At 43.7% G+C, this 14805-nt stretch carries 13 protein-coding genes; 1 reads left to right on the top strand and 12 read right to left on the bottom strand.

All coding sequences use genetic code 11. The features are described 5' to 3' along the window. Positions 1-303: 303 nt before the first annotated feature. Positions 304-768: a hypothetical protein gene (locus HNR41_RS09330; protein WP_184283995.1), complete on the top strand. Its 465-nt coding sequence runs from the start codon at positions 304-306 to the stop codon at positions 766-768. A 51-nt stretch (positions 769-819) separates the two neighbouring features. Here the strand turns inward: HNR41_RS09330 and aspA are convergent, their stop codons facing one another. The 12 genes from aspA to pta form a co-directional block, all read right to left on the bottom strand. Next, the gene (gene aspA / locus HNR41_RS09325; protein ID WP_184283993.1) at positions 820-2229 is read right to left on the bottom strand and encodes an aspartate ammonia-lyase; all 1410 of its coding nucleotides are present in this window, start codon (positions 2227-2229) and stop codon (positions 820-822) included. Between the two features lie 28 nt (positions 2230-2257). After that, complete coding sequence (locus tag HNR41_RS09320; RefSeq protein ID WP_184283991.1) at positions 2258-3346, bottom strand: aminopeptidase P family protein; 1089 nt, start codon at positions 3344-3346, stop codon at positions 2258-2260. A 24-nt stretch (positions 3347-3370) separates the two neighbouring features. Continuing rightward, the gene (locus HNR41_RS09315) at positions 3371-5326 is read right to left on the bottom strand and encodes a S9 family peptidase (protein ID WP_184283989.1); all 1956 of its coding nucleotides are present in this window, start codon (positions 5324-5326) and stop codon (positions 3371-3373) included. Positions 5327-5417: 91 nt separating this feature from the next. Beyond that, positions 5418-6374 carry a FecCD family ABC transporter permease gene (locus tag HNR41_RS09310; protein ID WP_184283987.1) on the bottom strand — a complete coding sequence of 319 codons (957 nt, stop codon included), beginning with the start codon at positions 6372-6374 and terminating at the stop codon, positions 5418-5420. Beyond that, positions 6367-7239, bottom strand: a complete 873-nt coding sequence (locus tag HNR41_RS09305; RefSeq protein WP_184283985.1) for a helical backbone metal receptor — start codon at positions 7237-7239, stop codon at positions 6367-6369. Before HNR41_RS09305 ends, HNR41_RS09310 begins: the two co-directional genes overlap by 8 nt. 288 nt (positions 7240-7527) lie before the next feature. Further along, the gene (gene argS, locus HNR41_RS09300; protein ID WP_184283983.1) at positions 7528-9174 is read right to left on the bottom strand and encodes an arginine--tRNA ligase; all 1647 of its coding nucleotides are present in this window, start codon (positions 9172-9174) and stop codon (positions 7528-7530) included. Positions 9175-9176: 2 nt separating this feature from the next. Beyond that, complete coding sequence (locus tag HNR41_RS09295) at positions 9177-9575, bottom strand: YwiB family protein (protein ID WP_184283981.1); 399 nt, start codon at positions 9573-9575, stop codon at positions 9177-9179. Positions 9576-9773: 198 nt separating this feature from the next. Continuing rightward, on the bottom strand, positions 9774-10295 hold the full coding sequence (locus HNR41_RS09290) for a YwhD family protein (RefSeq protein ID WP_184283978.1): 522 nt from the start codon (positions 10293-10295) through the stop codon (positions 9774-9776). Between the two features lie 11 nt (positions 10296-10306). Continuing rightward, a complete protein-coding gene (locus HNR41_RS09285; protein WP_221432925.1) occupies positions 10307-11605 on the bottom strand; it encodes an HD domain-containing protein in 1299 nt (432 codons plus the stop codon). Between the two features lie 68 nt (positions 11606-11673). Further along, positions 11674-12858: an MFS transporter gene (locus tag HNR41_RS09280; RefSeq protein WP_184283974.1), complete on the bottom strand. Its 1185-nt coding sequence runs from the start codon at positions 12856-12858 to the stop codon at positions 11674-11676. Positions 12859-12908: 50 nt separating this feature from the next. Continuing rightward, positions 12909-13724 (bottom strand): lipoate--protein ligase family protein, encoded by an 816-nt coding sequence (locus tag HNR41_RS09275; RefSeq protein WP_184283972.1) that lies wholly within the window; start codon positions 13722-13724, stop codon positions 12909-12911. After that, positions 13714-14703 carry a phosphate acetyltransferase gene (pta, locus tag HNR41_RS09270; RefSeq protein WP_184283970.1) on the bottom strand — a complete coding sequence of 330 codons (990 nt, stop codon included), beginning with the start codon at positions 14701-14703 and terminating at the stop codon, positions 13714-13716. The genes HNR41_RS09275 and pta overlap by 11 nt, the downstream gene beginning before the upstream one ends. Between the last annotated feature and the right edge of the window lie 102 nt (positions 14704-14805).

Genomic DNA, 14805 nt, shown 5'->3' with positions numbered 1-14805 from the left:
TGAAGACGAGTAATCGATCCTATGTGACAAGTTCATGCGGTTGAAGACACTTTTTCAACCCGATGAAAGTTTTACATGCGGTCGATTATTTCTTATTGACCGTATGTGAATATATCATCCGGTTAATCTTGAGTTTTCAACCGGATGAAAATACAAGATTTGTCCTCATGACTACATATTACCTTTTACATAGTCATGACGAATTGGAGCTTGCATACAATCTAATAGATTACAAAAATCATTTGTGAAAACGATTACATTAATGATATATTTACATTGACGACAATCGTAAGGAGTGCATCTATGAATAAAATTTGCTTAACAATTTTAGGACTTGCTCTAGTCATATTAGGAGGCTGCAGCGGCGGTGAAGAAACTGGACTGGAAGATAAATCTTTAGGATTATCTTCACACGATCCTACCGTTTCAAAAGAGGAAGCAGAAAGTGCAGATATTAAATTTTATTCCAGTATGACTGTGTTTGATTTTGAATCTTCGGATGAAGTGACGCTGACTCATAATGGAAATGAATTTCCCGGCACATATACTTTGGAGGATACAGATTTAAATATTGAAGTTGAAGACGGAGATTCATCACTAAAAATACTCTTTACTGATTTCGAGGGAACACCTGATGAATATTACAGCTACACAGGAACTGTAGCAGCAGAAGAATCTGAGCTGAGTGACCAGGACTCTACTCAACTGACCCTCGCCCATCAAAATTTCGAGAGCTTCATGACCTACATCTTCCTAGAAGAAAATTAAAAAACCGCCCGAATTCCAAAAAGGAGCACGGGCGGTTTTCATCTTATTATATTACTCTGGCAGTTTTGATACGCCGATGTTTGTCATTTCAAATGCGTTCAGCACGTGATCAAGCTGTTCTTCTGTAAGAACTTCATGCTTTGAGCACAGCTGGCGGACAGGCTGGCCTGTCTGGATTGCTTCTACTGCAATTGCTGATGCTTTTTTGTAGCCGATATGAGGTACAAGTGCTGTAATCACACCGATGCTGTTCTCAACATAAGATTTCATTTGTTCTTCGTTTGCAGTAATGCCCGCAATACATCTTTCCGTGAATACTTTGAAACCGTTGTTCATAATATCGATTGACTGAATCAGGTTAAATGCCAGTACAGGCTCCATAACGTTTAATTCAAACTGTCCCGCTTCTGATGCCAGACTGATTGTGTTGTCGTTTCCGATAACCTGGAATGCAATCTGGTTCAGCACTTCCGCCATAACCGGGTTTACTTTACCAGGCATGATTGATGATCCCGGCTGACGTGCAGGCAGGTTAATTTCGTAAAGACCCGCTTTCGGTCCTGATGCCATCAGACGGAAGTCATTTGCAACTTTCGACATGTTGATCATACAAATTTTAAGTGCTGAAGAGATTTCTGTATATGCATCAGTATTCTGCGTTCCATCCACTAAGTTTTCAGCAGATTTCAGCTTATATCCTGAAATTTTGCTCAGTTCTTCAACTACAGTATCGATATATTTCTGGTCAGCGTTTAAGCCTGTTCCTACTGCCGTTGCACCGATATTAATTTCATAAAGGTTCTCAAGCGAGTTCGATACGCGGCGGATATCTCTCGATAATACTTTCGCGTATGCACTGAATTCCTGGCCAAGACGAATCGGCACTGCATCCTGCATGTGCGTACGTCCCATTTTAATCACGTGGTCAAATTCAGCAGCTTTCGCTTCGAATGCCTGACGCATCGTATTCATCGTCTCAAGCAGCGATTCTGCATGGATTAGGAGAGCGACATGCAGTGACGTCGGGAATGCGTCATTTGTCGACTGAGACATGTTTACGTGGTTGTTCGGGCTGATAAAGTCATAGTCGCCTTTGTCGCGTCCCATAATTTCTAGTGCACGGTTTGCAATGACTTCGTTCGCGTTCATGTTCGTTGAAGTTCCTGCACCGCCCTGAATCGGGTCAACGATAAAGTCTTCGTGCATTTTACCTGCGATAATTTCTTCACTCGCCTGTACAATCGCATCTTTTTTATCTTCTTCAAGTACGCCGTTTGCGTAGTTTCCAAGTGCTGCTGCTTTTTTAACCATTGCAAGCGCACGGATTAAATCTGTATTTAAACGGTAGCCCGTAATCGGAAAGTTTTCCAGTGCACGGAGGCTCTGAACACCGTAGTATGCATTATTATCAATTTCTTTTTCTCCAAGAAAATCCGCTTCAATTCTAGTCTTGATTGCCATTTCACATGCAGCTCCTAAGTTAAATTTCTTATTTAATAATCATCGATTCAAAATCTTTTGGAAAACTGTTGAAGTTATACGTTGTATCTTCATCGATAAACAGCATATCCTCGATACGCACACCGCCGGTTTCAGGAATGTAAATGCCCGGCTCAATCGTAATCACGTGACCTGCTTCAAGCTTGTCCGTGTTACCGCCGTGAATTGACGGTGCCTCGTGTACATCGTGGCCAAGGCCGTGACCGATACGGTGCATGAAGTACTCGCCGTATCCGGCATCTTCAATTACACCGCGTGACGCACGGTCAATGTCACCCATTACCGTTCCGGCCTGTGATGCTTTAATGCCTGCGAGGTTTGACTTCAGTACAGTCTTGTAAATCTCTTCCTGTTCTTTCGTTGCTTCACCAACGATAAATGTACGCGTCATATCAGATACATAACCTGTATCCGACACTACACCGAAGTCGATCAGCAGGAAATCTCCACGCTGAATGACATTCGAGCCTGTTTCACCGTGCGGCATTGCTGATTGTTTACCGGCAAGCACACTTGGTCCGAAGCTTGGTCCGACTGCACCGTATGATTTAAACTGCTTAACGAGGAAGTCCGAAACTTCCATTTCAGTTTTCCCTTCCACAGTAATTGCTTTTAAATCTTCAAGCGCTTTTTCAGTCATGTCGACTGCACGCTGAATTTCGGCTTTATCGTGTTCATTCTTTTTACCGCGCAGATAGTTCACTTCATCGTCGAGCGTCGAAATATCTTCCGGCGCATATTTTTCGATTAAGCGTAAATATCTTGAGTAGATTAAATGTTCGCCTTCAACCGCGACTGTTTTGCCTTCGGCGATTGTATCGAAAACATACTGGAACGCATCGTCTTCGTCATCATGCGGAAGATACGATGTCAGATCAGTTTTAGCTTTCACTGTTTCGCCGTCAAGTGCCGGGAAAACCATCGCTGTCTCGAGCGTGTTGTTGTCTACCAGCAGAAGCAGCAGTCTTTCATGCGGCTCCAGGTGCACACCTGAAAAATAAAAGATGTTCATCGGGTCAGAAATAATAGAGTAGTCTGCTTTGACACTTTTAGCGAGCGCCTCAATCTTGCCTGTCATATAAAAATCTTCCTCCAATTAATTTTAAATTAAATATTGTTCGAACCATCGGACAATATGATTCAGCCGCTGCATCTTCAGACTCGGTTTGCCCGAGCGTGATAACTCATGTGAAGATTCAGGGAAACGGACAAATTCCGTTTCTTTCCCTCTCGATTTCAGTTCGATAAACAGCTGTTCCGCCTGTTCAATCGGACAGCGGATGTCCTCCTCACCATGAAGTATTAATAACGGTGTTTCAACGTCTTTCGCGTACTTCAATGGTGAATGGTGCCACAGCTTGTCGAGGTCATCGAGCCCGGCTAAAATTTGCCAGTCCGTAAAGTAGTAGCCGATATCGGATACGCCTCTGAAACTGATCCAGTTGCTGATTGAACGCTGTGTGACAGCTGCTTTAAAGCGGTTTGTATGTCCGACAATCCAGTTCGTCATAAAGCCGCCGTAAGAGCCGCCTGTAACACCCAGGTTGTCAGTATCAATCCAGTCGTATTTGTCAGTAATATAATCAACCGCAGCCATAATATCTTTATAGTCTCCGTTGCCGTAATCGCCGCGTACAGCGTCTACAAATTCCTGGGAATAGCTGTGCGAGCCTCTCGGGTTAATGAATAATACCGCATACCCTTTCGCTGCCAGCAGCTGCATTTCATGGAAGAACGTATTCGCATATAAGGCGTGCGGTCCGCCGTGAATATTAGTAATCATCGGGTACTCTTTGCCCGCTTCGTAACCGGCAGGTTTCATAAACCAGCCGTGAACTGCTGTATCATCAAAACTTTGGAACTCAACCGTTTCCGGTGTAACGAGCTGTGTTTCAGCCACGTAATCATGGTTATGTTCTGTCAGCTGAGACAGCTCTTCAGTTTTGAAATCAAACTTATACAATTCACTTGGTGACACGTGGGTTGAAATCGTTAAGTATGCCGCTTCAGCATCCGCATCCATACCGAAGATATTATGCTCACCTCGCAGCAGCGGACGGATATTACCTTCAGCGTCACCTTTATATAAGTTGACGCTGCCGAATTCAGATACTAAAAATACGTAGTCGCTGTCTGAAACCCATTCAGCTGAATTGCTGGCAGCATTCTGCTGCGTATCCTGTGCTACAAGACCGCCGACCGGCTTATCAAGTTTCGTCGTCACATCGATGCTCTCTCCGCTCTTCACATCGTATATTTCAATATGAGGATGTGTCGCATTTTTAAACTTGCGCGTCATTACCGTCATTAAAATATAACTGCCGTCAGGAGACATTTCTGCTTTCATAAATCCTGCATCGCCGCGGATCAGTTTATCTTCTCCGTGAATACGCATATAAAGCTTCTGTGCAAAGTTAAAGTCAGGATTATCGCTCTTATCAGTCGCATAGATTAAGCCGCCGTCAAAAACGTCGTACAGCGTAAAGTTCTCTTCGCCGGACAATACTGTTTCCGCCTCACCCGATTTAATACCGATTGATTTTACCGCAGTAAATTTCTCTTTTAATAAGCCGTACGGTCCCGGACCGCTGTCGCTCTTATATTTCATGCGGGTAATAACCGTCGCTTCAGGTTTTTTATCTTTATCGTCTTTATCTTTTTTGTCTTCCGCATCTTTGTCCTTTGAAACGTGATAAAACACCGAGTTGTCATCGTGAGCAAACTGTGCGCCGAATACCCCATTTTCTTCGTGCGTCAGCTGCTCGCGTTCACCGCCTGCATGTCTCAGCAGGAATACCTGTGTTTTCTTATCGTCATCCGGTGCTGTAAATAATGTCATCGTTCCATCATGTGAATGAGTGACATTTGAGATCGTCTCATTCTTATATGTAAGCTGGATATTGCCGCGGCCGTCGAAATTATGAAGGTACGAATAGTACGTATCCTTGTCTTCATCTGTCTTAGTTACAAGATATGTAACCTTGCCTGTATTCGGTACAACTTCCGGCGACGATACCGTCTTGATTTTGAAAATATCATCTGTAGAAACTTTATTCATCGAATTTCCCCCTTTTTTATAAATATAACATTCTTTAACGCGGGTTTACTAATTAATCAAAAATATTTTTACAGAATATTTCATCAATTAATTATTGATGCCCGATCACGAGAGTGCGTTTATAAAGAAGAAATATAAACAGCGGCACTGCCGACAGCATGACCATGACGCCTGTCGGTATTTGCAGCGGCGCAATCAGTGTACGCCCAAGTGTATCGATAATCAGGACGTACAGCCCGCCGATTAAAATCGAGCGCTTTAGAAGTGGACGGAAGTTCATCGGCCTAATATATAAAATAATCTGCGGAATGATAATGCCGACGAGTGCAATAATGCCGGTATAGCTAATCGCAACGAGCGGCGGCACAGCAGCTGTTACGAGAAGCAGCGGACGAATAACGCTGACGTTAACACCCAATGCGTGTGCTCTGATGTCCCCAAGCTTCAAAAGATCAAGCACATACCCGTATCGTTCCAAAATAATAAAGGATACTGCTGTCAGAATTAATAAGACCGACACCCGGGTGAAATCCGCACCGCCAAGTGAACCGAACATATAGCGTGCGATATTCGCGGTATCTTCCGGGAATAACAGAATAATAATATAGAGCACGCCGGATAACATTGCTCCAAGCAGAATACCCGTAATAATTAATGTTTCCGGACGGTAAGTTAAATCGAGTTTCCTCGCGATTATAAGAACGAAAAGCAGACTTAACAGTCCGAGAAAGATGCTGAGAACAGGTGCGAACACTGCAGGAATAATAGTCACGACAGTAATTGCCGCACCGAGTACTGCACCATTCGCCATGCCGAGTGTGAAACTGTCAGCCATCGGATTTTTCAGGATAATCTGAAAGACCGCCCCGCTCATCGCGAGTGCGGCTCCGACTAATATTGCCATAAGCGCACGCGGGAGCCGCACGTCGAGCATAATACTGAACGCCTGCATGTTTGAAACTTCCCGGAAATTCACCGAGCCGATAAAGATACTCATAATGACGCTGATAATTAACAGAAATACGAGTATACAGTTGGTTTTATTCATATACACACTCTGCGATTGCAGTCAGCCCCTCGGTAAATCTCGGACCGGGACGAGAAATCAGGTTCGGATCCGGGGTGCACTGATTTTCTTCACTCGTTACCGGCGCGCCTTCCAGCCCGGAAATATTATTCAATGCATTTGTCAGTTCCTCATTATCGATACCGAGCGTGGAAATTACAGTTTCAGGCTCGCGTGCAATAACTTCTTCCGAAGTCACTGCAGGATAGCCCTCCACATCTTCAAAGACATTGCCGATATTCAGCGTGTTTAAGAAATCATCGATAAATGTGTCACGGCCTGCTGTGTATATATCTGGCGTTGTTGAAATGAGAATAAGCACTTTATCATCCAGTGACTGACTGCTGTACTGATCTTGGATAGCTTTAGTTTCCTTGCGGAGCTCCGCATTCAGCTGATCCGCTTCCTCTTCTGTGCCGATAAACGCTCCGATATCGGTAATCGTGCCGTAAATCTCATCAATTTTCTGTGCATCATCAACGATAAGCACATCAGCTCCGGTATTTGATGCAACTCTGTCTATAATATCCTTGTTCGCATCGTGATTTGATTCATGCGACACGATATGCGTCGGGTCGGCCGCTATCATCGCTTCTTCATCAAGCGCGAAAGTATCAAGACGCGTCAGTTCCTCACTTAAATCTTCAGGATAATCATCGACAGTCGTAATGCCTGCGAGACTTTTCACTTCTCCGAGTCCGGCAATAATTTCTGTGTTGCTCGGTATCAGAGAGATGATGCGCATCTCTTCATTATTTGATGTTTGAACCTGTTCTTCACTGTCGCTGCTGCATGCCGCGAGCAGCAGAATGCTGAGCAGCGATAAATATACATACATAATTTTCATTGTTTTTCCCCTTCCGATGATGAAGTTTTGGATGTCGTCGTTCCTTCAACGACAACGTTTAACAGTGCTTTAGTGTCGTCGTTCCTTCAACGACAACGTTCAACAAGCTTTAAGTGTCGTCGTTCTCTTCAACCACAACGTTTAACAGGCTTTAAGTGTCGTCGTTCCCTTCAACGACAACGCGCAATAGATCATTACCTTCATTATATTAAAGTTCCGCATCCTTATACAGGGGAAATGCCGAAGAAAAAAAGCCCGAACTGTAAAGTTCGGGCTTCAGTATTTCAATTACATCTTTTCAGGTGCGGATACGTCAATCAGGCGGAGTGCATTTTCCAGTGTCTGGCGCACAGCCTCGATCATTAATATATAAGCACGTGTTTTATCGGCGTTTTCACCAAGTACTTTTTCTGCGTTATAGAATTTGTGGAAGCTTGCTGCCAAGTCGTGGATGTAGTTCGGAATACGCTGTGTAGCGCGTGATTCTGCTGCACCTTTAACGATGTTGGGAAATTCCAGTACTTTTTTAAGCAGTTCAAGCGCCTGTTCGTTTTCAATAATATCAACCGGGTTCTCTGTATTTATTTCGAAGCCCTGTTCTTTGGCCTGGCGTAATATACTGCAGATTCTCGCGTGAGCGTACTGTGCGTAATATACAGGGTTATCGCTTGATTCACTGCGTGCAAGGTCCAGGTCAAAGTCGAAATGAGTGTCTGTTGAACGCATAATCATGAAGTAGCGCGCTGCGTCTACACCGATCATGTCGATCAGGTCGCGCAGGGTAACTGCCTTGCCTGTACGCTTGCTCATCTTCACTTCTTCGCCGTTTTCAATTAAACGAACGAGCTGCATAATCTGAATTTCAAGTTTGTCAGGGTTTTCGCCCAATGCACCTAAAGATGCTTTCAAACGGTTGATGTAGCCGTGGTGGTCTGCACCGAATAAGTTAATCAGCTTGTCGAAACCGCGTTCTACTTTATCGTAGTGGTACGCAATATCAGGCATTAAGTACGTCAGTGTGCCGTCGCCTTTTACGAGGACCCGGTCTTTATCATCTTTAAAGTCTGTCGTACGAAGCCATGTTGCACCTTCGGCTTCGAAGATATAGCCGTTGTCTTTCATCTTTGTCATCGCTTCATCGATTTCGCCGCTTTCATACAGCGCTGTTTCACTGAACCAGTTATCGAAGTTAATACGGAATTCTGCAAGGTCTCCCTTTAGTTTGCGCATTTCGTATTCGACACCGAGGTCACGGAATTTAGAAATACGTTCCGCTTCTTCAAGATCTTTATATTCCGGGTGCTCGGATGCAAGTTTCTCACCAATCACTTTAATATCCTTACCGTTGTAGCCGTCTTCAGGCATATTCAGCTCTTCGCCGAGTGCTTCAAAGTAACGTGCTTCAATCGATTTAGCAAGGTTGTTAATCTGATTCCCTGCATCATTAATATAGTATTCACGTGTTACATCGTAGCCTGCGAAATCCATAATGTTTGAAAGCGTCGCACCGACTGATGCGTTTCTCGCATGTCCGATGTGCAGATCACCTGTCGGGTTCGCACTCACGAATTCAATCAGAACTTTTTCAGCTGTTTCGCGCTCTGTGCGGCCGTAGTTTTCTTTCTTATCGAGAACAGTATAAATTACGTTAGCAAGTTCCGCTGTTTCCATTTTAAAGTTGATAAAACCCGGTCCTGCGATGCTGACTTCTTTAATGCTTGCCCCTTCTTTATCGATGTTGTCGATAATCGCCTGTGCGATGTCGCGCGGGTTTTTACGTGCAAGTTTCGTCAGCATCATCGCTGCGTTCGTTGAAAAGTCCCCGTTATTTTTATCTTTCGGCACTTCAACTTTAACTTCAGGAATTTCTTCCACTATATCCGCTTTTTTAATTGCGGCTTCAATTGCTTCTTTTAACTGTTGTTTTAAGTTCATAATTAAATCCTCTCCAACGTGTATTTATATTTTCCGAGCAGCGCGCCGCTTTCAAATAAGTCGTATTTAATAGTCAGCATGCCGTCTTTGGTTTTAAGTTCATGTGTCACAATTTCAAAATGATGTCTGCCGGCCGGAGAGTCGTAAAATGTATCCGTCCTTACACCTTCTTCAAAATAAAAATTCATATTTATAATGCCGCGGCGCTGGAGTTTAACGTAGTTATCCCCAAGCCTCACAGTTACTTTCAGTTCATTATCGTCGAGCGCTTCTGTATAGCGCAAATACGTATCCCCTTTTTCAATTTCGGAGACTTTCAGTTTCTGTTCGTATTTTGTTTCATCACCGTGCATGAAAACAAGCTGTGTCAGCCTGCAGTCGTATGTTATTGTTCCGGTCATTTTTATCACCTTCAGTATCGTAAATTATACCATATCCGAAATGGCATTGGTCCTGTTAAAAATAAAAAAAGGCAGAGCAAATTGCCCCGCCTTTATGTCCTAGTTATATGTCTATAACTACTCTTTATTTTATCCATAGATTCACTATTGTGCAATGCATTATGCGAAAGACACAAAAAAGACACATTTATTCACAGCTTATTTATCAAATGCTGCACGCATGTCTTGTGAAATATTCCACATTTCTTCGTTGTGATTAATCAGAAACTCTTTCAGTGTTTCTTTTGATTTATCGTCGAGAATATTAAGCTTTATTCGGCCTTTCATCGCATCGTCAAGACTGTTCACATGTTCATGCATCATCTTGTAGCCGCGGCGCTTTTCTTTGTTGACCATCATGTAGCATGCACCCGCACCGTTATATATCGGACCTGCTTCCGCACGCTCGACAGCAATCCAGACAAGGAAATATTCTTTCGCATCCGGACCCATCGCTTCTTCTTTATCTTTAATCCATTTTACGCGCTTTTCGACTTCAGCTTTGCCGTGCAGTCCCCCGATATCAAGAATTGCTTCCTGCGTGTCGATATTAATATAGACAGGCGCGATATTCTCAAGGCTTATTGAACCGAAGTTCTGGCCTCTGTGACCGTCGAGCGGATCATTTTTAATAATATTAAACTGGAATCCGGGCTTCTTTTTTGGTTGTTCTTCAGACAATTTTATACCTCCTAATCAAGCTCATTCAGTAAATTGATTATTTCTGCTTTGACACTTAAATCTTTAATCGCCAATATCTTTTCTTTCGGATAATACAATCTTGAACCCAGGCGGTGAATTCCTGTAATCGAATTAATAATTGCCGACTGGGAACTGATTTCCCTGATTTCCCCGTTTGGTCGGAGCAGGTGGATCGGACGTCTGTTGCGGTTCTGTCCGGGTCTGTCGTAATCGTACGGCAGGTCGGAATAACTGTCGCTGAAGACGTAATAATCCGGATCGATACCGGCTTGTTTATATAATTCGTTCAATTCCGTTATCGTAATAATCGATCCGTCGAATGGTAAATATTTAAACAGATCCCTGTTCACAAATCGGCCGGCAAGGTCGCTTAATATCTCGTCTTCCTCATGTACCCATTCCTGCAGATAAAAATTAACGACCATTTCGTCCAGACGCAGGTAATCGTGCACAGTGACATTCTCGTTGAAGAATGGAATGAAATAAGTCGGCTGCTGCTTAAAGCTGTAGTCCGATTTATACAGTGCTTTCGCCCGCTGCATCACGAGGTTCAGCATTACTTCACCGCCGCGCGATACCGGATGGAAATAGACCTGCCAGTACATCTGATAGCGGCTCATTAAGTAGTCTTCCACCGCATGCATACCGCTTTCTTTAATCAGCACTTCATCTTTTGACGGACGCATCACACGAAGGATACGTTCCATATCGAAATTTCCGTAGCTGACACCTGTATAAAAAGAGTCGCGCTGCAGATAATCCATCCGGTCTGCATCAATCTGGCTCGAAATCATACTGATAACAAGCTTGTTAGGATGCGTCTTGTTGATAACTTCCGCCACTTCACGCGGAAAGTCCGGCGACACTTTGGATAATACGGCATTCACTTCAGTCTCTTCCAAAATAATTTTTTTCGTATATTCTTCATGATCTGTATGGAATATATCTTCAAACGTATGGGAAAATGGTCCGTGACCCAGGTCGTGCAGCAATGCTGCCGACAGCGCCAGGAGACGATCGTCACTGTCCCATTCGGGATACTCTTCAAAGTTCTCAATCATGCGGCGCACAATCTCATATACCCCGAGCGAATGATTAAAACGCGAATGCTCTGCGCTGTGAAACGCCAGATATAACGTGCCGAGCTGTTTTATTCTGCGGAGCCGCTGAAATTCTTTCGTTTTCACGAGGTCCCAGATGACCTGATCGCGGACGTGAACGTACCGGTGGACCGGATCTTTAAAGACTTTTTCTTCCTGTAATTGTTTCCTGCTGTAGTCACTCATCATCACGCTTTTACGCCTCCCTTAACACCCCAATAATATCATAAAACGGCCGGGGAAGCCGACCGTTTCGTTTAACGCTGATTATGAGATTGTACTCCGTCTTTACCGACCATCAGCATGTAAAATATCCCCGCTAAAAGAATCGGTACAATAAGCCAGAGATACATGCCCCCGTAACCGACAAATGGTACGATTAACCCTAAAAATACCGGTCCGAAACCGAGCCCGATCTCCAGAATAATAAAGAACGTCGACGTTGCCAGTCCGACGTTTTCCTTCGGCGCTACATTGACGCAGATAATCTGTGCTGCCGACTGAAAATTACCGAAACCGAGCCCGATAATAAATCCGGCAATCAGCACAACGACACCTGTTGATGTACTGCCCAGTAAGAAAAATCCAATTGCCATAAGGATAAACGTCGGATAAATGACGACATTGGGACCTCTCCGGTCAATAATACGACCTGTAAACGGACGTGTCGACAGTACCGCTGCCGCATAAACGATAAAGAAGAAACTTGCTGCTGTAACCACATCAATTTCAATAGCGTACGTATTCAGAAAAGACAGCACGCTTGAATACGCGAGGCCCATTAAAAATATCGGCATAAGCATTTTGAGTGAGTGGCTTTCAATCAGCACAAATTTTTCCGGTTTTACCGCTGTCTCTCTCGTAACGTTGTTTGTTTTAATCAGCGGGATCATCAGCACGACTACCAGCATTAAAACACCCACGTAAATTAACATCATCTCAAATGAAATCTGTTCGAGCAGCAGAAATGCGGCAAACGGCCCGACCGCACTCGCCACAACCATACTTAAACTGAAGTAGCTGATTCCTTCACCGCGGCGTTCCTCAGGCACGGATATCGTCGCCAGTGTGTTCAGAGCTGTACTGATCATTCCTGTAGCGATACCGTTTAACAGCCGGGTAACTATTAAAAATGTTAGGCCGAAATCAAAGAAATATAAAATATAAGTTAAAAAGTAAAGTACCGTACCGCCGTACATAATTTTACGGGCGCCAAGATGGTTAATCTGATATCCTGTCACGCCGCGTCCAACAAGCACTCCGACGATAAATATACTGGCAACAAATCCTGCAATACTCGGGTTGACGCTGTATTTTTCAATCGCATAGTTTCCGACTGTTACTAATGTCGAATACATTGCTCCCATTAAAATGAAGTGGAAAGCGAAAATTGCTGTAAATTCTTTTGTCCATATTTTTGGCGCATAAGAACTTGCTGACATGTTATTCCTTCTTTCATGAAAATTAAAAAACCAGTATTAATATATACTGGTCAGTCAAAAGTTATGTATTTTTTATTACGTTCTTTAATATTTCTAAGGAACTGTTCATACTGTGCCTCTTGTTCATCATCAAAGCCTGAGTAATCCTCCAGTTCCGCACCCATGCTGCGGAGCGCATCCAGTGCGCGTTTTTCAACGTCTTCAATAGAAAGATCCGTACCAAGCAGTTCATTTAAAGATGCCATATGATCCGGATTAATTACCGGATAAGTAAACTTAGTGCTATTTTCGGCATGCGCATCACGGTAAAAGTCTTTCATCATCCGCGCACGCTCAGAACCGCTCCCTGTTACAGATAAATATATCTGCACTGCGACACCGTCTTTAATACGGCGCTGTGAAATCCCTGCGAATTTTTTGCCGCCGATACTCAGGTCGTAACTCCCGGGACAGTAGCTTGCTGAAATTTCATATGCTTCAACTTTTCCTTCCGGAAACATTTTCGTCACTAATTCCGTCATTATATCATAGCCTTTTTCTATGTAAGGAAAATCAGCTTTAGGCAGAACAAGAGAAATGTTTAATACCCCTTCATCAAGCACAACACCTAATCCGCCGCTGTTACGCACGATATAGTCGTAGCCTGCGTCTGAAATATAATCCAGCCCGTAGGACAGTTCAGGCAGTCTCGCATCCTGCAGTCCCAGTATTATATAAGGTGAATGCACCCAAAAACGGACTTTAGGTACATTATCTTCACTAATCTGATGCTGCAGAAAGTCATCGAATGCAAATGATTCGAAAGGATGAGCTGTCTGCATTTTGCCGATTACTTCCACCGGTCCGTTAAAGAATTCAGCTGTCATGACGATTCGCCATCACCTGCGTTGCTGTAAATAAAGCAAGGTTATATACTTCTTCAGTCGTCGTTCCGCGCGACAGGTCGTTCACCGGTTTGTTTAACCCTTGTAAAATCGGTCCGTATGCTTCAAAGCCGCCTAAGCGCTGCGCAATTTTATAACCGATGTTACCCGCTTCAAGTGACGGGAAGATAAATACGTTAGCGTTACCTTCAAGCGGTGAATTCGGAGATTTCTTCTCTGCGACACTGGGAACGAATGCCGCATCAAACTGCAGCTCGCCGTCGATCAGCGTATCCGGCAGTTTATCCTGCGCGTACTCAGTTGCAAGACGGACTTTTTCCGCCTCTTCTGTTTTAGCCGAGCCTTTAGAAGAGAAGCTTAACAGTGCAACGCGCGGTGTAATGCCGAAACTCATCGTTGTCTTCGCAGTCTCAACCGCAACTTCCGATAACTCTTCGGCAGTCAGTGTCGGGTTAATTGCACAATCCCCCATTACGTAAAGTTCATCGCCGCGGCGCATAAAGAAAACACCGCTCGTCTTCGATACGCCCTCTTTAGTTTTAATAATCTGCAGTGCAGGACGGACAGTATCCGGTGTCGAATGCATCGCACCTGAAACCAGCCCGTCAGCATAGCCTGTATGTACAAGCATCGTTCCAAAATAGTTTATGTTCTGAACAATATCTTCAGCTTGTTCAAGCGTCACTTTACCTTGTCTGACTTCGCAGAACTCTTCAGCAAGCTTACTGGTTAAATCAGATGTTTTCGGGTTTAAAATTTCCAAACCTTCTATATCAATGTTTTTCTCAGCAGCTATTTTTTTCAGTTCGACAGCATCGCCGATAACAATCGGATGCACATAGCTATTTTTTAAATGCTCAGCTGCAGCAGTAAGGATTCTTGTGTCTGTACCTTCTGGAAATACAATCCTGATGTTTTCACCATTTAAATTATTTTTAAGATCTTTAATGAATTTACTCATTATATCCTCCTTGGCTACTATACTTTAAGTATATTATACGTGTTTTGTCACATCTTTTAAACAGAATCTCTTGTTAAAACGTTTTCCATTGGTCTAGAATAG

This window comes from Jeotgalicoccus coquinae, from assembly GCF_014207425.1.
Classification (GTDB): Bacteria; Bacillota; Bacilli; order Staphylococcales; family Salinicoccaceae; genus Jeotgalicoccus; species Jeotgalicoccus coquinae.
The sequence above is the reverse complement of the archived record's forward strand: the minus strand, read 5'-3'. Positions and strand labels throughout refer to the sequence as shown.

Bases quoted from the DNA above. Each gene is read 5' to 3' on its own strand.
- HNR41_RS09330 (WP_184283995.1), top strand. From the start codon at position 304: ATGAATAAAATTTGCTTAACAATTTTAGGACTTGCTCTAGTCATATTA.
- aspA (WP_184283993.1), bottom strand. From the start codon at position 2,229: ATGGCAATCAAGACTAGAATTGAAGCGGATTTTCTTGGAGAAAAAGAA.
- HNR41_RS09320 (WP_184283991.1), bottom strand. From the start codon at position 3,346: ATGACAGGCAAGATTGAGGCGCTCGCTAAAAGTGTCAAAGCAGACTAC.
- HNR41_RS09315 (WP_184283989.1), bottom strand. From the start codon at position 5,326: ATGAATAAAGTTTCTACAGATGATATTTTCAAAATCAAGACGGTATCG.
- HNR41_RS09310 (WP_184283987.1), bottom strand. From the start codon at position 6,374: ATGAATAAAACCAACTGTATACTCGTATTTCTGTTAATTATCAGCGTC.
- HNR41_RS09305 (WP_184283985.1), bottom strand. From the start codon at position 7,239: ATGAAAATTATGTATGTATATTTATCGCTGCTCAGCATTCTGCTGCTC.
- argS (WP_184283983.1), bottom strand. From the start codon at position 9,174: ATGAACTTAAAACAACAGTTAAAAGAAGCAATTGAAGCCGCAATTAAA.
- HNR41_RS09295 (WP_184283981.1), bottom strand. From the start codon at position 9,575: ATGACCGGAACAATAACATACGACTGCAGGCTGACACAGCTTGTTTTC.
- HNR41_RS09285 (WP_221432925.1), bottom strand. From the start codon at position 11,605: ATGATGAGTGACTACAGCAGGAAACAATTACAGGAAGAAAAAGTCTTT.
- HNR41_RS09280 (WP_184283974.1), bottom strand. From the start codon at position 12,858: ATGTCAGCAAGTTCTTATGCGCCAAAAATATGGACAAAAGAATTTACA.
- HNR41_RS09275 (WP_184283972.1), bottom strand. From the start codon at position 13,724: ATGACAGCTGAATTCTTTAACGGACCGGTGGAAGTAATCGGCAAAATG.
- pta (WP_184283970.1), bottom strand. From the start codon at position 14,703: ATGAGTAAATTCATTAAAGATCTTAAAAATAATTTAAATGGTGAAAAC.